The sequence below is a fragment of the Rahnella inusitata genome (assembly GCF_965118895.1).
Taxonomy (GTDB): domain Bacteria; phylum Pseudomonadota; class Gammaproteobacteria; order Enterobacterales; family Enterobacteriaceae; genus Rahnella; species Rahnella inusitata_A.
Window position 1 is genome coordinate 181,337 of sequence record NZ_CBCPJJ010000014.1, and the last position, 20,334, is coordinate 201,670.

Below are 20,334 nucleotides of genomic sequence, written 5' to 3' on the forward strand. Positions count from 1 at the left end.
TCAGTAACGTTCCCGCGTGTTTTTTTGCTAATTTCTTGTTCGATTGTGATAACAGAAGTCATAACAAATCGTCATAACAAAACAGAACTGAACATTTAGAGAAACAGACGTCATGAGAAAGATACTTGGTATGCTTCTCAACCGTGACTCACTGGGTGCCAGCGAGCCTGCGGCCGCAGAAGACGAAAAATCCGTTGATGTATTGCTGGTCGGCGGCGGAATTATGAGTGCTACGCTCGGGACCTTTCTTCAGGAGCTCGAGCCGGACTGGTCAGTCCATATGATCGAACGCATGGACGGCGTGGCGCAGGAAAGCTCGAACGGCTGGAATAACGCCGGGACAGGCCATTCCGCGCTGGCAGAAATGAACTACACCCCGGTGATGCAGGACGGCTCCGTCGATATCACCAAAGCCTTGGCGATCAACGAAGCCTTTCAGGTTTCCCGTCAGTTTATGGCCTATCAGGTGCAGAAAGGTGTGCTGAATAATCCACGCTCGTTCATTAACAGCGTGCCGCACATGAGCTTTGTCTGGGGCGATGAAAATATCGATTTCCTGCGCAAACGTTTTGCTGCCCTGCAGGAAAGTACGCTGTTTCGCGGGATGGAATATTCGGAAGACCCGGAACAAATCAAACAGTGGATCCCGGCGGTAATGGATGGCCGTGATCCGGCGCAAAAAGTGGCGGCAACCCGCACCACGGCGGGCACCGACGTTAACTTCGGCGAAGTGACGCGTCAGCTGGTGGAAGCCCTACAGAAAAAATCCAATTTCACGCTGGCTAACGGTCAGGAAGTGCGCGATATCCAGCGCAATCCGGACAGAAGCTGGCGCGTGACCATCACGGATCTCAAACACAGCCATAAACATCACGTCGTGAACGCGAAATTTGTGTTCATCGGCGCCGGTGGCGCGTCGCTGACCCTGTTACAAAAATCCGGTATTCCGGAAGCGCGTGACTACGGCGGTTTCCCGGTCGGCGGGGAGTTCCTGGTGACTGAAAATCAGGACGTGGTGAAACGCCATCTGGCGAAGGTCTACGGCAAGGCCGCCGTGGGCGCGCCGCCGATGTCCGTTCCGCATCTCGATACCCGTATTATCGACGGTAAACAGGTTCTGCTGTTCGGGCCGTTCGCGACCTTCTCCAGCAAATTCCTCAAAAACGGTTCCCTGTGGGATCTGTTCGGAAGTGTCAACAGCTCGAACTTACTGCCAATGACGCACGTCGGCATGGGTAACTTCGATCTGGTGAAATATCTGGTCGGGCAGGTGATGCTCAGCGATAACGATCGTCATGCAGCGCTGAAGGAATTCTTCCCGCAGGCCGAGCAGAAAGACTGGAAACGCTGGGTGGCCGGGCAGCGTGTGCAGGTCATCAAAAAAGATGGCAAGCACGGCGGCGTACTGCGTCTGGGTACGGAAGTGGTCAGCGCGAAAGATGGCAGCATCGCCGCGTTACTGGGCGCCTCTCCGGGCGCGTCCACCGCTGCGCCGATCATGATGAAGCTGCTGGAAACCGTGTTTAAAGAGAAAGCCGCCAGCCCGCAATGGCAGGCCAAATTCCGCGAGATCATCCCGTCGTATGGCACCAAACTGAACGGCAATGTGGAAGCGACCGAGAAAGAGCTGCTGGAAACCAGCCGTATTCTGCAACTCGAGACGCCGTCGATGAAGACGACGCCGGTCGCCGAGGTGGTGCAGCTGCGTCCGCTCGACGCACAGGCTCAGGAAGAAACCAATCTGCCAGCGGATATCGCGCTGTAACGTCTGGTTCCGCAAACATAAAACCGCCTTTTTGTATCAGGCGGTTTTTTTATATCTTTAGTTTTGATTACGCGCCGGACAGCGATTTCGCGATATTCGCTTCTTTTATGCGTGCCGTTTCGTTTTGTGATTCCAGCACAATTCTCGCCAGCGGGGTGTCTTCGTCATAACGCGTTTGCGCATCCAGCCCTTTGGAATATTTATTGTATTTCCACCATGCATAACCGAGGAACAGCACCAGCCCGCCGACGTTATAAAACACAATGGTCAGAATGCTGGCGCCGGTCGGGAAGGTCGAGGCGATAAATCCGACGGTAAAAATCACAATCAGCGTACTGACGATGGTGATCCCCTGCATTCTTGAGCCCATTTTAAAATCGCGCTCAACCTTGTCATATTTCAGCCGCAGATTCAGATACGCCAGCATAATAAACAGCGGCGGCAGCATGGAGGCCGCAGCGGTCATGTTGATCAGCGTATTCATTAATTCCTGCACGCTGTTTGAGCCCAGCGTCGGAATTAACATCAGCGGAATGACGATAAGAAACTGGATCCACGCCGCGCGCGTCGGCACGCCGTGTTTATTCAGACGAATGGTTTTCTCCCCAAAAATCCCCTTAGGAATTTCAGTAAAGAAAATTTTGACCGGTGCGGCCGTCCACATCAGCAGTGAACCAAACATCGCGGTAAATGAAACGACGCCGACGAAGCGGTTCATCATCACCGCCGGTAAACCAAAGTGTGCCGATAATCCTTCAAATACCTGCACCGTACCGCCGGTGAAATGCAGCGCAGACTGTGCCACGAAAACGTTAATCAGCAGTGACGCGATGGAATAAAGCACACCGATCACCAGCCCGGAAATGATGATGACTTTGACGAAGGCGCGGCTGCCGCCCTTGACGTCATTGACGTAGACCGCGACCGATTCCGCACCGCCCGCTGCCTGAAATATCCACGCGATAATGCCTAAGAATGCCCAGTTAAAATGCGGCGTCATGGCTTCGACGTTGATTGGATTTGCCGGTTCGACGCCGCCAGCCAATGCCGCGCCTGCCAGCACAATATAAGAGAACGTCAGCAGTAACATTAATGTGGAGGTCACCGACGTCATCGGTCCGAGTAATTTCGTACCGCTGTTGGAGATAAGCGTGGAAAAAGCGAACAGGCAGATGCTGATGATGGCAGTTGTGACCGGTGTGAAAATATAGTCATGCCCTAAAAATGCGTACGAGGCGTAAGCAATAACGCGCGGAAGCAGCGCCGTGAAGAAAAATAAATTCACGAACCAGTAGGTGTACGCCGTCATAAATGCCCAGCGCCCTCCGAGCGCGCTTTTTACCCAGGCATAAACGCCGGCTTCCGAGTTTTTATTGAGCGAGACAAATTCGGCGATGATCAGACAAAATGGAATGAAATAAAGGACAGTCGCCACCAGAAAGACCGGCGCGGAGGCGATGCCCAACTGAATATTATTATTGATGACATTATTGAAGCTAAAAACAGCGGCAAATGTCATGGATAACAATCCAAATTTACCGATCGTATTACGACTGGACCCGGCCATAGTGAATCTCCAACTGCGATATTTGTAGGGTGAGTTTTTTATTATTTGTTTAAGAAATTATTTGTTTAAGAAATAGCTTTCTTCGATGGTCACTTTCAGGATGGCCTTTCGGAGATCTTTTTCCGGCCGGAAGCGGCTGGCTTCGTGATTTTCAAAAATGATGACGTTGCCTTTTCGCGCTGTGATTATTTCGCCGCTGCCGGTGAAGAGTTCACGATCGGTTTCATCGCTGTAGGGCGCGAAAATGTTAAGCCCTGATTTGGCAGCGAACTCAATTTCCTCACCGCCTTCGAGGTAATAATGCACATCGAAATACCGGCGATGGCCTTCAAATTCTGCCCGCTGCGCCTCAGCGCCGGACGCCAGCCGGTACACCAGCGAATCGCCGATGGAGTGAAAAACGCCGGGGCGTATTTTTTCAAGGTTATTAACTGCTTCCATGCAGCGCAGCCATTTCTTTCCTGTGCCGTACAGCCGCTGAAATTCAGCTAACGAGTTAAGAATAATCATCAGTTCGCCTCCGGGGTTTCTAAGGACTGGGGCTGAAAGGAAAGTTTTGCGAGACTCAGGCTGTCGGTGTCCTGCTGACGGAACGGCACCAGCGTGAAGCCGTAGCTGAATGCAGAAAAATACACGCGGTAGCTGTCGAGCACTTCCGAGCCCCAGGAGTTGGAGCCGAGCCCCATAATTTTGTGGTCGAGATTGAGCGTAAGGCAGCTGTCCGGCGTGAGCTCGTCGATGTGCTGCGCCTGCTGCAACATCTGCGAACTGTAAGGCCACAGGCTGAAATTGATCGGTTGATGTGGCTGAATGAAAATCCCGTGCCCAGCCTTGTCGCGCAGGCTCAGCCAGCGGATATCCTGCCTGTTACCGTTGTCCTGCGGCATCGGATAGTTTTCGAACAGGCTGCTTACCGGCTGCTGATAATGGCCGATCAGGTTGGCCTGACGGCTGTCCTGATAGTTTTCGCCCGGCCCGCGACCGTAATATTCCACCTGCGCGAAACGGCGGCTGATGCCAAAATCCAGACCTATTTTCGGGATGACGTGGCTGAAATCGCCATAAGGCGTGCCGGAAAGATCCAGACTGACCGCGCCCTGCGGCGATATCCGCCAGCGGTAAACGCAGCGCATACCGAAATCAAACACCGGCGGGGCGATCACCGTGCGGACTTCAATCACCACGTCGTTGTTCTGTCGTTCACAATGCAGCGAGCGAAAATGCTGCTGCATGATTTGCAAATGATTTGGCTGCCAAATGCCTTCGAACTCCGGCTTATGGTTGTCGATGACCGGTTTGAAGAAGTTGAGCGTGGGTGCGCGGCCGACGATTTCTTCGCCGTCCACCTGCCAGCTTTTCAGTTCACCGTCGAGACGCGAAAATTCAAGGTGCCAGCCCTGACCGCTGACGATAATGACATGCTTCTGCTCGTCGCAAACCAGCGGTATCCGGTTATCCGGTTCGGGTAACGCCGCCAGCGACTGTGCGGCCTGCAACAGTACCTGATAGTGGCCGAGCGGATGATTCGCTTCGCTATAGGCGGTCGGACTGTTTTTACTGATGCTGACGTTAAGGAACGTTTCCTGTCCGCTGGCAGCGAATTCCGGCAATGGAATCTCTTCGCATTCTCCGGGTTGCAAATGCGGCAGGGTGATTTCACGGGTTTCTGTGCAGAGACCGGCAATCTGCACGGTCAGCGACAGGGTGATGTCTTCCAGTGAACTGAACCAGTAACGGTTTTTGACGCGCAGATTTTTGCCACAAAGGCTGATGTCCACCGGGCATAACACCTGCTTATATTCACGCAGGCCGGGGCCGGGCGTCTGGTCGGGATAAATCAGGCCGTCCATGCAGAAGTTGTAATTATTCGGATAATCGCCGTAATCGCCGCCGTAGGTGTAGCGTATTTGCCCGTTTTCGGCGGTTTCCAGCAGGCCGTGGTCGCACCATTCCCAGATGTAATGCCCTTGCAGGCTGGCGTGACGGTTCATCACCGCCTGATATTCCGCGAGTCCGCCGGGGCCGTTACCCATCGCGTGGGCGTACTCACAAATGATGCGCGGTTTAGCGTGCGGATATTCGCCGAACGCATTCATCATTTGCACGCGGGAATACATAGTGCTGATGACGTCAGTGACCTCGGCGTCGCGATCCTCTTCGTAATGAACGAGGCGCGTCGGGTCGAGCGCCTTACAGCGCGCCGCCATGGCGCGGATGTTGCAGCCATAGCCGGACTCGTTGCCGAGCGACCACATCACGATCGATGGATGATTTCTCTGCGCCATTACATGTCGCTCGATACGTTCAACATAGGCGTGTTCCCAGCGCGGATCGTCGGTGATACGACTCAGATCGCCGACGTTGGCGAAACCGTGACTTTCCAGATCGGTTTCCGCCATCACGAATAAGCCGTAGATGTCGCACAGGTCGTAAAAGCGCGGATCGTTGGGGTAATGTGCGGTGCGCACCGAGTTGATGTTGTGCTGTTTCATCAGGATGATATCGCGCTCAATCCGCGCCATATCGACTGCGCGCCCTTTGCGGTGATCGTGGTCGTGCCGGTTCACGCCGTGCAGTTTGAGGTAGCGCCCGTTGATGTAAAACAATCCGTCGCGCACGGTGATATCACGAAATCCGACGTGTTGCGGCACCACGGAAATCACCTTGCCTGCGTCGTCATACAGCGTCAGCAGCAGCTGATATAACGCCGGATGCTCCGCGTTCCACTGGCGTGGCTGGCTGACCGGCATCTCCAGCCGGCAGCGGGTTTCGTCGCTGATATGCAAGTCACCTGTTGATAACTCCGCAATGCAGCGATCGCCATCCCACAGCTGCGCGTGCAGCCGGTAACCACTGACGGGCTGGTGAAGGTTGTGCAGAGCGGCATCAATTTTCAGGGTGGCATCGCAGTAGTTTTCATCGAATGCCGTGACGACGGAAAAATCTTGTAAATGGACAGGATTCTGGCCGGTGAGATACACATCGCGGAAAATCCCCGCCATCCACCACATATCCTGATCTTCGATATACGTCGAATCCGCCCATTGCATCACACGCACCGACAGCAGATTTTCGCCCGGCTGCGCGAAGGCGCTGATATCAAACTCCGCGCACAGGCGGCTGCCTTTGCTGAAGCCGACGTAATGGCCGTTTACGTAAACTTCAAAGTAGGTTTCGACACCGTCGAATTTAATCAGGGTTTGTTTGCCTGCCCAGGAAGCATCCAGAAAAAAGGTGCGCTGATATGCGCCGGTCGGGTTGTTGGCGGGCACGAAAGGAATGTCGATCGGATAGGGAAAACCCTCGTCGGTATATTGCAGCTGACCGTGGCCTTCCATCTGCCACATGCCCGGCACGGCGATATCGCCCCAGTCGTTTACGGGCTGGCAGTAGAATTCGTCGGGGACTAACGCCGGATGTGCAAAATAACGGAACTGCCAGCGGCCGCTGAGCAGCTGAAAATTCTGGCTGGCGGCGCGGTCAAAGCTCAGCGCCTGCTGTGCATTTTCATAACTGAAAAAGCGGGCGCGAGGCGGTAAACGGTTTTCTGACTGCTTGTCGATGTTTTCCCAATTATTCACTTGATCTCTCCTGAGACGTGTTTCTATGGGAAATAAGATAGTAAATATTTAGTAAAAATAACTAAAAACATTTACTGATTGTCAGAGAGATCACACAAATTAAAAAATGTGTTTGAGGATCATGCGGTTAATTTTTCGATCGTCAGTGATCCCTCTGACACCGCCTTTTCATCGAAAAGCCGCGTGCCAGAGAGTGATTCGCGCAAGCGCAGGATCAGCAGCGCGTGGTGTCGCGCAGTTGCAAAGAGCTCGGCACAAACACTGAAAGCGGCACGCTGCGTTCATCGCGCAGGCGTTCAGTCAGCAGGTTAACTGCCTGCGCGCCCATGGTTTCTGAATGAATGCGAACCGTTGATAAAGAAGGGAAAACAAAGCGGGCGGTCGGGATGTCGTTGACGCTTATCAGCGCAATTTGCTCGGGGATTTTCACGCCATGCTCCAGCAGCGCGCGGGTCACGCCCAGTGCAATGGAATCGGTGGCGATCAGCAGCGCTGGTGGCCAGGAGGTACTCCCCGCGAGCATTTTCTTCGCGCACTGATAGCCGGACTGGCTGGTGAAATCGCCGTAATAAATATCCTGCGGCTGCACGACGTTTTTCAGCCGGCCATATTCCACAAACGCCTGCTCACGCTGGTCGGCGAATTCCGGGTGATCGCGCCCGCCGATAAAGCCGATCCGCGAATAGCCCTGGCCGATGAAGAAATCGATCACCTTCTGGCTGATTTTGAAGAGATCGACATTCACGCAGTCAAACTGTGCGTCTTCCATCACGCCGTCTATGAATACCACCGGGCAGGATTGCTGACTGAGTTGCTGATGCAGCGCGGTCTGCGGCTGGCCGATTACCAGAAAACCGTCGGCGGACGGCAGCGGTTTATCGCCAGTAAAGTCGTAACCTGAAATCAGCGTGATACCGAGTTTTTCGCATTGTGTTTCAACACCATAGCGCATGGAAAGATAGTAAGGATCATCAATTTCCAGCCCCTGGCGGTAGGTGAACAGCGCCGCGAAAGTCATCCGGTGCGTAGCGTTGCGTTTGGAAGAGGACAGCTTATATTCCAGACGCTCCGCCGCTTCCAGAATGTTCTGCCGGGTTTGCGCTTTCACGCTCAGGCTCGGATCGTCATTTAGCACGCGCGAAACCGTCGCAACGGATACGTTCGCGGCCTCAGCGATTTCCTTCAAAGTAGCCATCAGCGTCTCATAAATAGGTAAACCAAAGCCGTAGCTTAATGTGATCAGCGGCTTATGTATACCCGCTGCGGCTGCGTGAACGCCCAAAAAAGCATTGTGACCAGGTTAACGCTTTACCGATATTTCAGTATATTTTAGTAAAATATTTACTACTATGCGTTTTACTTTTTGGCTCACTCCTTAAACCCTTCACTCTGAGCGAAGCGCATAACAATGAAGAAAATATCACTCAATAAAATATTAATGTTTTTATTATTCGCCTCGCCAATGAGTTTAGGGGCGCAGGAACCGGCTGTACCCGCCGAACACAATGTATTAACCCCACCTGAAATAACACCAACAAATCCGGATGCCACGGCGTACCGTTTTTATGGCGAAATGGGCGGCGGCGGCAGCGTCTATTTAAACGGTAAAGACCAGCATAAATACAGCGACGGAACTTATATCGAAGGCGGCCTGGAAATAAAGCACGGCAACTGGTTCGGGCTTATTTACGGCGAAGGCTGGACGGTACAGGCCGATCATCAGGGAAATGCCTGGGTGCCGGATCACAGCTGGGGCGGATTTGAAGGCGGCCTGAACCGATTTTATGGCGGCTACCGTACGGATAACGGCACCGAGATGATCCTCAGTATGCGCAATGACTCTTCACTCGATGACCTGCAATGGTGGGGCGATTTTACGCCGGAATACGGTTACGTCATCCCCAATACGCGCGATTTAACGCAGGCGGCGAAAATCCAGAATCTTACCGGCAAGTTCCGCTACAGCGTGACCGCCGCGCCGGAAAGTCGCGTCGACGAAAGTAAAGCGCTGCTGCATTTCGGGAAATATGACCGTTATTCAGATAAATACACCTATCGCGCGATGGTCAACGGTTATACGCAATATGATCTGGCGGAAGGGCTGACGCTGCTCAATGGCCTCGAACTCACCGACGGCACCGGGCAGCTGTTGCTCGCCGGTTTGCAGGGCAAAAACCTGGCAGGGCGCGTCTGGCATCACACCGGCAAGGGCGATGGCAATCATCCGGGCAGCGAATCCGGGATGATGGTCAGCGCGATGGTCGAAGCCGTATCCGGCCTTTATTTCTCCACCGCATACAGCTACGCCGAACATCATTTAGATAATGCGCCTGACACCACGACCTCCTATGCACAGGGCGGGATCTGGTACGAATATTACGGTGGCCGGTTTGCGACGGCATTAGACAGTAAATTTTATATGAGCAACGACAATACCGGTGCCAGTAATTCGATATTTCTGATGCAATATTTCTATTGGGGTAAATCATAATGAAAATCGTCAGCAGACTTAAACCCGCCACTCTTTTCATCTCAGCGGCATTATGTATTTCCGGCACTGCACTGGCCGATAATGCAAAGATATTACAGGCAGAAAATTATAAAAACGTCATTAACCGCACCGGCGCGCCGCAATATATGCTCGATTATGATTTCGATGAGCATCAGCGTTTTAATCCGTTATTTGATGACGGTGCGTGGCACGGACATTTATTACCGGCAGGCGCGGAAAGTATGGGTGGATTTCCCGGCCCGGCGCTGCTCACCGAAGAATATATCAACTTTATGGCGGAGAATTTTGATCGCCTGACAGTCTTCAAAGACGGGAAGAAAGTCGCGCTGAGCATGACGGCGTACAGCATTCCCGGTGCGCTTGTCCAGACGCTGACCGCGCCCGGCATCCGCATCGATTTGACGCTGCGTTTCGCCACCTCGCGCACTTCGTTGCTGGAAACCAAAATCACCACCGATTCCCCGCTGGAACTGGTGTGGGACGGTCAGCTGCTGGAGAAACTTCACGCTCAGGAAGGCAAACCGCTGTCGGATAAAACCATCGAACAGGAATATCCCGGCTATACGCGCACTCTTCTCCCGACCGCCGACGGGCTGCGCGTCACTTTCAGTAAAGTGCGTGCGCCTTCCAGCCTGATGACGTCCGGAGAGTCTGAGTATCAGATCCACAAATCTCTGCCGATGCAGACGATTGTCGATGGCCATCAGTTTACCGGTAAGGCGGACATCTCCGGATCTACTACGATTTACACCACCTATTCGCATCTGCTGACTGCCGCCGAAGTGCAGCGGGAACAGCCGAAAATCGCCGATATTCTCCTCCATCCGCAAACCTATCTCAGCGCTTCGGAAAAACGCTGGGAAGGGTATCTGAAAACCGGGCTGACCAATCGGCATGCCACTCAAGCGCAGGAGCGCGTGGCGGTGAAAGCCATCGAAACCCTGAACGGCAACTGGCGCGGTGCGGCGGGTGCGATGAAGTTTGATTCTGTCACGCCGTCAGTGACGGGCCGCTGGTTCTCTGGCAATCAGACCTGGCCGTGGGACACCTGGAAACAGGCGTACGCGATGGCGCATTTCAACCCGGACGTGGCGAAAGACAATATTCGCGCGGTGTTTGCGTTTCAGATCCAGCCTGGCGATCCGGTACGCCCGTGGGATGCCGGTTTTGTTCCCGATCTTATTGCCTACAACCCGAGCGCAGAACGTGGCGGCGACGGGACCAACTGGAATGAGCGCAACACCAAGCCGAGCCTGGCGGCGTGGTCGGTGATGGAAGTCTACAAAACCACCGGCGATAAAGCGTGGCTGGCCGAGATGTACCCAAAGCTGGTCGCTTATCATGACTGGTGGCTGCGTAACCGCGATCATAACCATAATGGCGTGCCGGAATATGGCGCGACGCGCGATAAAGCGCATAACACGGCGGACGGCAAAATGTTGTTTACCGTCAAAGAGGGGCAAAAAGAGCAGACAGAATCGGGTCTGAAAAACTACGATCGCGTGGTGAAATCCGGCAAATACGACAGCATTGAGATCCCGGCGCAAGTTGCGGCTTCCTGGGAATCCGGTCGTGACGATGCTGCGGCCTTTGGTTTTATCGATGCGGATCAGCTGGCGAAATACGTCAAAAATGGCGGTAAAAAACAGGACTGGCAGGTCAGCTTCGCCGAAAACCGCGCTGCGGACGGCACGCTGTTAGGCTACTCGCTGTTGCAGGAGTCGGTGGACGAAGCCAGCTATATGTTCAGCGACAATAGATATCTGGCTGAAATGTCAGACATTCTCGATAAGAAATCCGAAGCGGAGGCTTTCCGCAGCAAAGCCGCGACACTGGCCGGTTACATCAATACCTGCATGTTCGACAGCCGGAGTGGTTTCTTCTATGACATCCGGATTGAAGATGAACCGCTGGCCAACGGCTGCGTGGGCAAGCCGATTGTCGAACGCGGCAAAGGCCCGGAAGGCTGGTCCCCGCTGTTCAACGGTGCAGCGACGCAGGCCCACGCCGACGCGGTGGTGAAGGTCATGAAAGATCCGAAAGAGTTCAACACCTACGTGCCGCTCGGCACCGCCGCGCTGACCAATCCGGCATTCGGCGCAGACATCTACTGGCGTGGCCTGGTGTGGGTTGATCAGCTCTATTTCGGTTTAAAAGGCATGGAGCAATATGGTTATCGCGATGATGCCGTCGCGATGGCGCAGACCTTCTTCGACCACGCCGATGGCCTGGTCACCGACGGCCCGATCCGCGAGAACTACAACCCGCTCAACGGTAAGCAGCAGGGCGCCCCGAATTTCTCATGGAGCGCCGCGCATCTTTATATGTTGTATAACGATTTTTTCGGGCAGGGTAAGTTGAAATAATTCAGCAGACGTAACCGCCCTTCGGGGCGGTTTTCGCAGGTCAGGATTTTCGCCCCAATCCCCAGCATACCAGCCCCGCCACCACCAGCGACGGAAGGGTCGCGCCGATATCCGGCAGCAGATTGGCCATCAGATGATAGACCGCGATACCGATAATCCATGCTGCCAGCGATCGCACATTCAGGTCTTTCTGCGTATTTTGGCGCAGGACAAAATGATGGGTGAGCACCACGCCGAACAGGGGCGCAAACACTGAGCCAATCAGCAGCAGGAAATTCTCGTATTGCGTGAGCGGCACGCCCCATGCGATCAGGGTACACAGCAAGCCAATCCCCAGCGTGAGTTTTCCGATGCTCACAGGCAACGATGTGCCTGCCGAGACCGCCGCCGAGTGGATATCGGCGAACGCGTTTTCGTGTTCATCCACCAAAATCAGCAGCAATGGAATACCCAGCGCGATACCGGAAAGTGCCAGCAGCAGGGCGTTAGCGTCGGTCGATGTGCTGACGAACGCCAGCGTATAGGCCACGCCGAGCGACATCATCCACACGCTGCCGAGAAAATATCCGCACGCCGTTCCCCAAAAGTTTTGCCGCGCCGATTTGCCGAAGCGGGTGTAATCCGACACCAGCGGCAGCCACGAAAAGGCCATCGAGACCACGATGTCACAGGCCAGCGCGAACGGCATCGAGCCGTCTCCCGCTTTATGCCACAGCGTGGATAAATCCGCATGCAGGAACAGATAACCGGTCAGCCACGCGCAGCTCGCCAGCAAAAGCCAGATCCCCCAGCGGCGCAGCACCACGCGGATAAATGCCAGAGGCCCGCTGGCCGCCAGCAGCGTGGCGATTGCGCCGAAGATAAATGTCCAGAGTGTCGGGTTGGCCCAGAGTCCGCCGTCGCCCCACGCCCGTTTTGCCAGAAGAGTGGCCGCATCGCGCATGACGACGATCTCGAACGCGCCCCAGCCAATCAGCTGGATCAGATTAAACAGCACCGGCAACGCCACGCCGCGCTTACCGAGGCTTAGCTTCAGCGACGCCATCGACGACATTCCCGTCTGTCCGCCGATCACCCCAACCAGCGCCAGCAGCGCAACGCCAACCGCCGAACCCAGCATAATAGCGGCTATCGACCCCGCCAGCCCGAGTCCGGGTGCCAGAATCGCTCCAGCCTGCAATACCATCAGGCCCATGCCTAAAGAAAACCACAGCGAGAATAAATCAGACCAGCCCAATACCCGTGACTTTTCCGGTATCGAAGACTTTGGGGAATAAATACTATTATCTTTCATGAGGTTAATTTCGTAGTTACAGCGAGGGTCTGTTATAGCATATTGCGCAGGAATTCTGATGACAGGCGAGGAAAGAGGCGCACTTTTGGGTTTTGCCATTTCGCTGTTTTGGCAGGGGGGCGTTAAGGGTAGAATGCCGCCATGCTTTTCCATAACCGATTAAGAGTGACGGACCCGAATGAACGATAAAGTAAAACAAGACGATATTAACAAAGCGCTCTGGGATGCCTGTGACACTTTCCGTGGCACCATCAGCGCGGATACCTATAAAGATTTCATCCTCACCATGCTGTTTTTGAAGTACATCTCCGACGTCTGGCAGGATCATTACGACACTTACGCCAAAGAGCACGGCGACTCGCCGGAGCTGATTGAAGCGCTGATGAAAAGTGAGCGCTTTGTTCTGCCGAAAGACGCCAGCTATTACGCCATTTATGCCAGCCGCTATGAGCCGGGCAACGGCGAGCGTATCGATAAGGCGCTGCACGCCATTGAAGAGGCCAACGGCACCAAGCTTAAAGATGCCGGGAAAAGCGTGTTTCAGGATATCTCTTTCAATACTGACAAACTGGGTGAAGAGAAGCAGAAGAACGGCATTCTGCGCGAGCTGATCGAACATTTCGACAAACCCGAGCTGAACCTCAAACCGAGCCGCGTTGGTACGCTGGACGTGATCGGTAACGCCTACGAATATCTGATCAAGAAGTTTGCCGCCAGCGGCGGGCAGAAAGCCGGTGAGTTTTATACCCCGCCGGAAGTCTCGGATTTGATCTCTGAGCTGTTAGACCCGCAGCCGGGCGACAGTATTTGTGACCCCGCCTGTGGTTCCGCCTCGTTGCTGATCAAATGCGGTGCCCGCGTGCGCACCAATCACGGCTCAAAAAACTATGCGCTGTACGGTCAGGAAGCCATTGGCTCCACCTGGGCGCTGGCGAAAATGAACATGTTCCTGCACGGTGAAGACAACCACAAAATCGAGTGGGGCGATACCATCCGCAACCCGAAATTGCTGGATAAAAACGGCGATCTGATGCTGTTTGATATCGTCACCGCCAACCCGCCGTTCAGCCTGGATAAATGGGGTCACGACGATGCGGCATCTGATAAATTTGATCGCTTTCACCGTGGTGTGCCGCCAAAAACCAAGGGAGACTATGCGTTTATCTCGCATATGATCCAGACCCTGAAGCCTGCCACCGGCCGCATGGGCGTGGTGGTGCCGCACGGCGTGTTGTTCCGTGGATCCAGTGAAGGGAAAATTCGCCAGCAGCTGATTGAAGAAAACCTGCTCGATGCGGTAATCGGCCTGCCGGAAAAACTGTTTTACGGCACCGGCATTCCGGCGGCGATCCTTATCTTCAAAAAAGACAAAATCGACAAAAACGTCTTATTCATCGATGCCAGCCGGGAATATAAATCCGGTAAAAACCAGAACGAACTCAGCTCGGAAAATATCACCAAAATTATCGCCACCTACCGCGAAGGCGGCTCTGTCGATAAATACGCCTATATCGCCAGCCTGAAAGAGATTCAGGATAACGACTACAACCTGAATATTCCGCGCTATGTCGATACCTTCGAAGAAGAAGATGAAATCGATCTGGTGGCGGTGCGCGAAGAGCGCCTTGAATTAACGGCTCAGCTGGATGTGCTGGAAGTGGAAATGGCGGGCTATCTGAAGGAGCTGGGCTATGAGTAAGGTTCCGGCGGGTTGGGAGAAAGCCATTCTCTCAGATATTTGTAAAAAGCCTATATCTTATGGAATTGTACAAACTGGGCTTTCTGTTCTCGATGGTGTTCCTTGTCTTCGAGTAGTAGATTTAACTCAACAAAGTATTTCTTTAAAGAATGTCATTACTACGTCTAAAGAGATTAATGATTCGTATAAGAAAACAATTCTTGAAAAAGATGAAATTGTTATGGCTCTTCGTGGTGTAGTCGGCCTTGTTAAATTAATTAGTGAAGAACTCGTAGGGGCTAATATTACAAGAGGGCTTGCTCGGATATCGCCAAAAAAAGATAAAATTGATCCGGAATTTTTGTTATGGGCTCTAAGATCACCAATACTTCGCTCTGAATTATTGAGCCGTGTCGCAGGCTCAGCTCTTCAAGAAATTTCACTTGGAGAGTTAAGAAAGGTTGAGACACTGATTCCCCCACTCCCAGAACAAACCAAAATCGCCCAAATCCTCTCAACCTGGGATAAGGCGATTGCCACCACCGAACAACTGATCGGCAACAGCCAGCAGCAGAAAAAAGCGCTGATGCAGAGTTTGTTGACGGGGAAGAAACGGTTGCCGGGGTTTGAGGGGGAGCTGATTAACTCTACCTTAGGAGATGCCTGCTATATCAATCCTAAGAAAGCATCATGTCCAGAGGGTGGATTAGTATCTTTCATCTCGATGGATTCAGTTTCGGAAGATGCAAAGTTAATTAGAACAGAAGTAAGAAATTATGATGATGTTGAGAAAGGATTTACTTCATTTTCTGATAATGATGTTTTAGTTGCTAAAATTACACCTTGTTTTGAAAACGGTAAGGGTGCCTATTTAGATAAATTAAAAAATGGCGTTGGATTTGGTAGTACAGAGTTCCATGTCTTACGTGCTAAAAAAATACATATTCAAAATTTATCTATTACGTTACTAATACAGATGAGTTTCGCGTACGTGGAGAAGCCAATATGCAAGGTTCCGCAGGACAGAAACGCGTTACTACAGATTATTTGAAACAGTATCCGGCAAATCTTCCCCCACTCCCAGAACAACAAAAAATCGCCCAAATCCTCACCGTTGCCGATAACGAAATCGAACTGTTGCAAAAGAAACTGGCATTCCTGAAACAGGAAAAAACCGCGCTGATGCAGCAATTACTGACCGGTAAGCGCCGGGTGAAAATTAACGCTACAGAGGAGTGCATGGATGCCTGAAAATGATGTGATTTTGTATACCAGCGAAGATGGTTTGGCGCAGTTTACTCTGCGTCAGCTGGGTGGTCAGGTTTGGCTGACTCAGTTGGAAATGGCGGAGCTTTACCAGACCAGTAAGCAAAATATCAGTAAGCATGTGAAAAGCATTTTCTCAGAGCAGGAGCTGGTTGAGGAGGCAGTTGTCAACCGTAAGTTGACAACTGCGGGCGATGGAAAAGAGTACCTGACCCAGCTTTATGCCCTGCCATTGATACTCGCCGTCGGCTATCGGGTTCGTTCGACGCGAGGCACACAGTTCAGACGCTGGGCGACCAATACGCTGGGCGAATATTTGTCTAAGGGCGTCGTGATGGATGACGAGCGCCTTAAAGATCCCAAGTGGGATTACTTCGATGAACTCCTCGAACGTATTCGCGAAATTCGTTCTTCCGAATTACGTTTCTATCAAAAAATACGCGATTTACTGGCGCTTTCTGAAGATTATCGGGCTAACGAAAAAGAAACTTCGCTGCTATTTGCTGAAGTGCAAAATAAGTTATTTTTTGCCGTGACAGGCTTCACTGCTGCTGAGCTAATTGTGCAAAGGGCAGACCCCGGTAAACCGAATATGAATTTATTTAGTTTTAAAGGGCAACGCGTGCGCAAAGCGGATGTTGTGGTGGCGAAGAATTATCTCAATAACGATGAGCTGGATAGTCTTAACCGACAGGTTTCCATGTTCTTCGAATTTGCTGAGTTTCGCGCCGAGAGAAAACAGCATCTGGTATTAAGCGACTGGCAGGAGTACGTCGATAAATTTATGGCATTTAACGATCAGCCAATATTAAAGCGCGCGGGTTCAATAAGCCGCGAACAGATGATGTTAAAAGCACATCAATGTTATGAAGTTTTTGATCAGCAGCGTAAAAAGCAGGATGCACTGGAAGCTGACAGGGCTGAGTTGGAACAGCTGGACCAACTCGAAAAACGTTTACAGAAGAAAAAGGACTAACCGATGTCGCAACCTGAGCAGCAACCCCTGCCGAAGTTTGAAGAAGAGTACATCGCCAAATTACCGGCGCTGACGCTGATGACCAATATGGGCTGGTCGTTTCTTTCGCCTGAACAGGCGCTGGCGGCACGCGGCGGCAAGCTGGATCAGGTGGTATTGCGTGATGAACTGCACCGGGTGCTGAAAACCCGCCGTTTCCATTACGCCGGTTCTGACCATCCGCTTTCTGAAAAATCTATCGAAAACATCATCAGCGAAGTGTGCAGCCCGGCGCTCAATGAAGGGCTGCGGCAGGCCAATCAGCGGATGCACAACCATTTGCTGTACGGCATCACAGTGACCGAGTTTGTCGATGGCAGGAAAACCAGCCAGACCGTTGAGCTGGTCGACTGGAAAAATATCGCCAATAACAGCTTTCTGGTGACCGAAGAGTTTCGCGTGACCCGCACCGGCGGAATTGGCTCATCGCATTATGATTGCCGCAAACCGGACATCGTCGGTTTTGTGAATGGCATTCCGATGGTGGTGATCGAGGCTAAACGCCCGGTCAGCCAGGGCAAGAAGGGCCCGACCATCGAGGAAGGTATTTCCCAAAACCTGCGTAATCAGATGCACGATGAAATTCCGCATCTGTTCGTTTACAGCCAGATTCTGCTCTCCATCAATGGCAACGACGGGCGTTACGCGACCTGCGGCACACCGCTGAAGTTCTGGGGCGGCTGGCGCGAAGAGGACATCACCGACGCCGAAATGCTGGCGGTGAAGAACAGGAAACTCACTGCGCAGCAGGTCTCCGGCCTGTTCAGCCACCGTAAGCCTGAAGATTTACACTGGTACCAGAACCTGATTTCCGGCGGTCAGCTGGCGGTGACCGGGCAGGATCAGATGCTCATCAGCCTGCTGCTTCCGGCCCGTTTGCTGGAGATGACCCGCCTGTATACGCTGTTCGACACGAAAGTGGGCCGGGTGATTGCCCGCTATCAGCAGGTGTTTGGCATCAAACGGCTGACAGATCGCATCAAACTCAAAAACGCCCACGGTGGCCGTGAAGGGGGCGTTATCTGGCATACCACCGGTTCGGGCAAATCCCTGACGATGGTCCTGTTCAGCAAAGCGCTGTTGTTGGATGAATCACTGAAAGCCTGCCGTTTCATCGTCGTCACCGACCGCGTGGATCTGCAAAGTCGGCTCAGCAAAAGTTTCGTGTCGGGCGGTGAGCTGGCAGGAAAAAATGATTATAAGCATGCGATGGCAACGTCAGGCGCGCGTCTGGCGCAGCAAATCGGCCAGGGTAAACAGCGGATTATCTTCTCGCTGATTCAGAAATTTACCTCGGCAACGGAACTGCCCGAATGCCACAACGACGATGCCAATATCGTGGTGCTGATCGACGAAGGCCACCGCAGTCAGGGCGGTGAAAATCACATCCGCATGAAGATGGCGCTGCCGAACGCGGCTTTCGTGGCCTTTACCGGCACGCCGCTGCTTAAAGACGATAAAACAACTAACAAATTCGGCCCGATTGTTCACGCCTATACCATGCAGCGCGCGGTGGAAGATAAAGCCGTCACGCCACTGTTATATGAAGAGCGCAAACCGGAACTGAATGTGAATGAGAAAGCCGTCGACAGCTGGTTTGACCGTATCACCTTGGGGCTGAGCGACGCGCAGCGTGCTGACCTGAAGCGTAAATATTCCCGTAAAGGCGCGGTGCAAAGCGCTGATGACCGTCTCCGTCTGATTGCGCTGGACGTCGCTAACCACTTCAGTAAACACATTACCGGGGGCCTGAAAGGTCAGCTGGCGTGTGACAGCAAACTCTCCGCCATCAAATTTAAGCAGTATCTCGATGAAGCCGGTTTATTTGAATCTGCCGTGGTGATGAGCCCGCCGGACACCCGCGAAGGGAATACGGCTATCGACGAGGCGACGCTGCCGGAAGTCTCTAAATGGTGGAAGGACAACGTCGGAAGTCAGGACGAACGCAAATATACGCAGAAGCTGATTGCCCGTTTTGAGAAAGACGAGAACCTGAAGCTGCTGATTGTGGTGGATAAATTACTGACCGGTTTTGATGAACCGCTGAACACCGTGCTGTACATCGATAAATCCCTCAAAGGGCATAATCTGATCCAGGCCATTGCCCGTGTAAACCGCCTGCATGATAAAAAGAAAGAAGGGCTGCTGATCGACTATCGCGGGGTACTGGCTGAGCTGGACACGACCATCGCTAAATATCAGGATCTGGCCTCCCGTACGCAGGGCGGCTATGACATCAACGACATCGACGGCCTTTATCATCAGATGAGCAGTGAATATAAGCGCCTGCCGCTGCTGTACAGAACGCTGTGGGCAATCTTCGATGGCGTGGTGAATAAGAGTGATACCGAGCAATTGCGTCAGGCGCTGGTACCTAAAATGGAGCAGCGCAACGGCGAGTTTGTCGATATTCACCTGAAGGCACGTGAAGACTTCTATGAGGCACTCAGTGAATTTGCCAGTTGCCTGAAAGTGGCGTTGCAGTCAGCGACGTTCTTTGAGGACAACGATTTTACCGATGCTGACCGAAATCATTATAAAGATACGGTCAGGCAGCTTTCGCAATTACGCCGGCAGATTAAAGAAGATGCGGGTGAAACAGTCGATTATGACGAATACGCCGAACAGGTGAAAAAGCTGCTGGATAAACATGTCGTCGGTGTGCAAATCCAGGAACCTGAGGCGGTATATGACGTATCAAAAATGGGGCGGCAAAAGCCTAAAACCCCAGACGCATCCTGGTCAGAAGATAAAACGCGTAACGAAACCGATATTATCAAAACCCGTGTGACGAAAATGATTGAGCAGGAGTTGCATGATGACCCGTATGCGCGGGAAAAATTCTCCGTTCTGTTATTAAAAACCATCGAAGAAGCGGAAAAACAGTTCGATCATCCGGCGAAACAATATTTGCTCTACACCGAGTTTATGCAGGATGTCGAAAACCGCCGATTGCAGGATATCCCCGATGTCTTTGGCAGTAATAAACACGCGCAGGCCTATTACGGCGTCTTCAAAAAAACGTTACCGCAAGTTTTTGCGAGTGCGGATCAACAGATCGAAAAGAAATGGGTAGAACTGGCTTTTATCGTTGATACAGCTGTCGACCGCGCGGTGACTGAAAACTCGATTAACACGCAAAATATTGAAGCGGAGATCCGCAAAAACCTGCTCACAATGCTGTTTCATGAATGCAAACGGGTGGGCGCAGGTATTAACCAGGTGAATATAATTGTCGAAAGCGTGGTGCAAATCACTCGTGTTGGCTTATCTGGCGTGTAATGGGATAG

Annotated in this window: 13 protein-coding genes; 8 read left to right on the plus strand and 5 right to left on the minus strand. The window is 52.6% G+C overall.

What is annotated here, in order from left to right; translation table 11 throughout:
* The first annotated feature begins 112 nt into the window (after nucleotides 1–112).
* A complete protein-coding gene (mqo, locus tag ACMHLI_RS14280) occupies nucleotides 113–1,765 on the plus strand; it encodes a malate dehydrogenase (quinone) (protein WP_413530035.1) in 1,653 nt (550 codons plus the stop codon).
* Between the two features lie 67 nt (nucleotides 1,766–1,832).
* Here mqo and ACMHLI_RS14285 read toward each other — a convergent pair whose 3' ends face one another.
* From ACMHLI_RS14285 to ebgR, 4 genes are all read right to left on the minus strand, one after another.
* Nucleotides 1,833–3,332: an amino acid permease gene (locus tag ACMHLI_RS14285; RefSeq protein WP_413530036.1), complete on the minus strand. Its 1,500-nt coding sequence runs from the start codon at nucleotides 3,330–3,332 to the stop codon at nucleotides 1,833–1,835.
* A 57-nt stretch (nucleotides 3,333–3,389) separates the two neighbouring features.
* Nucleotides 3,390–3,842, minus strand: coding sequence for a beta-galactosidase subunit beta (locus ACMHLI_RS14290; protein WP_413530037.1), 453 nt, complete (start codon nucleotides 3,840–3,842; stop codon nucleotides 3,390–3,392).
* Nucleotides 3,842–6,913 (minus strand): beta-galactosidase subunit alpha, encoded by a 3,072-nt coding sequence (ebgA, locus tag ACMHLI_RS14295; protein WP_413530038.1) that lies wholly within the window; start codon nucleotides 6,911–6,913, stop codon nucleotides 3,842–3,844. The genes ACMHLI_RS14290 and ebgA overlap by 1 nt, the downstream gene beginning before the upstream one ends.
* Nucleotides 6,914–7,127: 214 nt before the next feature.
* Nucleotides 7,128–8,108, minus strand: a complete 981-nt coding sequence (gene ebgR, locus ACMHLI_RS14300; RefSeq protein WP_413530039.1) for a transcriptional regulator EbgR — start codon at nucleotides 8,106–8,108, stop codon at nucleotides 7,128–7,130.
* A 213-nt stretch (nucleotides 8,109–8,321) separates the two neighbouring features.
* On the opposite strand from ebgR, the gene ygjJ reads away from it, so the two are divergent.
* Entirely contained in the window at nucleotides 8,322–9,404 is a 1,083-nt protein-coding gene (gene ygjJ, locus ACMHLI_RS14305) for a protein YgjJ (protein ID WP_413530040.1), read from the plus strand.
* The gene (gene ygjK, locus ACMHLI_RS14310) at nucleotides 9,404–11,791 is read left to right on the plus strand and encodes an alpha-glucosidase (RefSeq protein WP_413530041.1); all 2,388 of its coding nucleotides are present in this window, start codon (nucleotides 9,404–9,406) and stop codon (nucleotides 11,789–11,791) included. The genes ygjJ and ygjK overlap by 1 nt, the downstream gene beginning before the upstream one ends.
* A 40-nt stretch (nucleotides 11,792–11,831) precedes the next feature.
* Here the strand turns inward: ygjK and cytX are convergent, their stop codons facing one another.
* Nucleotides 11,832–13,085 (minus strand): putative hydroxymethylpyrimidine transporter CytX, encoded by a 1,254-nt coding sequence (gene cytX / locus ACMHLI_RS14315; RefSeq protein WP_413530042.1) that lies wholly within the window; start codon nucleotides 13,083–13,085, stop codon nucleotides 11,832–11,834.
* Between the two features lie 178 nt (nucleotides 13,086–13,263).
* On the opposite strand from cytX, the gene ACMHLI_RS14320 reads away from it, so the two are divergent.
* The 5 genes from ACMHLI_RS14320 to ACMHLI_RS14340 are packed head-to-tail and all read left to right on the plus strand — an operon-like array spanning nucleotide 13,264 to nucleotide 20,326.
* The gene (locus tag ACMHLI_RS14320) at nucleotides 13,264–14,784 is read left to right on the plus strand and encodes a type I restriction-modification system subunit M (RefSeq protein WP_413530043.1); all 1,521 of its coding nucleotides are present in this window, start codon (nucleotides 13,264–13,266) and stop codon (nucleotides 14,782–14,784) included.
* Nucleotides 14,777–15,814 (plus strand): restriction endonuclease subunit S, encoded by a 1,038-nt coding sequence (locus tag ACMHLI_RS14325; RefSeq protein WP_413530044.1) that lies wholly within the window; start codon nucleotides 14,777–14,779, stop codon nucleotides 15,812–15,814. Before ACMHLI_RS14320 ends, ACMHLI_RS14325 begins: the two co-directional genes overlap by 8 nt.
* A complete protein-coding gene (locus ACMHLI_RS14330) occupies nucleotides 15,718–16,014 on the plus strand; it encodes a restriction endonuclease subunit S (RefSeq protein ID WP_413530145.1) in 297 nt (98 codons plus the stop codon). Before ACMHLI_RS14325 ends, ACMHLI_RS14330 begins: the two co-directional genes overlap by 97 nt.
* Entirely contained in the window at nucleotides 16,007–17,005 is a 999-nt protein-coding gene (rhuM, locus tag ACMHLI_RS14335; protein WP_413530045.1) for a RhuM family protein, read from the plus strand. Before ACMHLI_RS14330 ends, rhuM begins: the two co-directional genes overlap by 8 nt.
* 3 nt (nucleotides 17,006–17,008) lie before the next feature.
* Nucleotides 17,009–20,326, plus strand: a complete 3,318-nt coding sequence (locus ACMHLI_RS14340) for a type I restriction endonuclease subunit R (protein WP_413530046.1) — start codon at nucleotides 17,009–17,011, stop codon at nucleotides 20,324–20,326.
* The last annotated feature ends 8 nt before the right edge of the window (nucleotides 20,327–20,334 follow it).

Bases quoted from the DNA above. Each gene is read 5' to 3' on its own strand.
- mqo (WP_413530035.1), top strand. From the start codon at position 113: ATGAGAAAGATACTTGGTATGCTTCTCAACCGTGACTCACTGGGTGCC.
- ACMHLI_RS14285 (WP_413530036.1), bottom strand. From the start codon at position 3,332: ATGGCCGGGTCCAGTCGTAATACGATCGGTAAATTTGGATTGTTATCC.
- ACMHLI_RS14290 (WP_413530037.1), bottom strand. From the start codon at position 3,842: ATGATTATTCTTAACTCGTTAGCTGAATTTCAGCGGCTGTACGGCACA.
- ebgR (WP_413530039.1), bottom strand. From the start codon at position 8,108: ATGGCTACTTTGAAGGAAATCGCTGAGGCCGCGAACGTATCCGTTGCG.
- ygjJ (WP_413530040.1), top strand. From the start codon at position 8,322: ATGAAGAAAATATCACTCAATAAAATATTAATGTTTTTATTATTCGCC.
- ygjK (WP_413530041.1), top strand. From the start codon at position 9,404: ATGAAAATCGTCAGCAGACTTAAACCCGCCACTCTTTTCATCTCAGCG.
- cytX (WP_413530042.1), bottom strand. From the start codon at position 13,085: ATGAAAGATAATAGTATTTATTCCCCAAAGTCTTCGATACCGGAAAAG.
- ACMHLI_RS14320 (WP_413530043.1), top strand. From the start codon at position 13,264: ATGAACGATAAAGTAAAACAAGACGATATTAACAAAGCGCTCTGGGAT.
- ACMHLI_RS14325 (WP_413530044.1), top strand. From the start codon at position 14,777: ATGAGTAAGGTTCCGGCGGGTTGGGAGAAAGCCATTCTCTCAGATATT.
- rhuM (WP_413530045.1), top strand. From the start codon at position 16,007: ATGCCTGAAAATGATGTGATTTTGTATACCAGCGAAGATGGTTTGGCG.
- ACMHLI_RS14340 (WP_413530046.1), top strand. From the start codon at position 17,009: ATGTCGCAACCTGAGCAGCAACCCCTGCCGAAGTTTGAAGAAGAGTAC.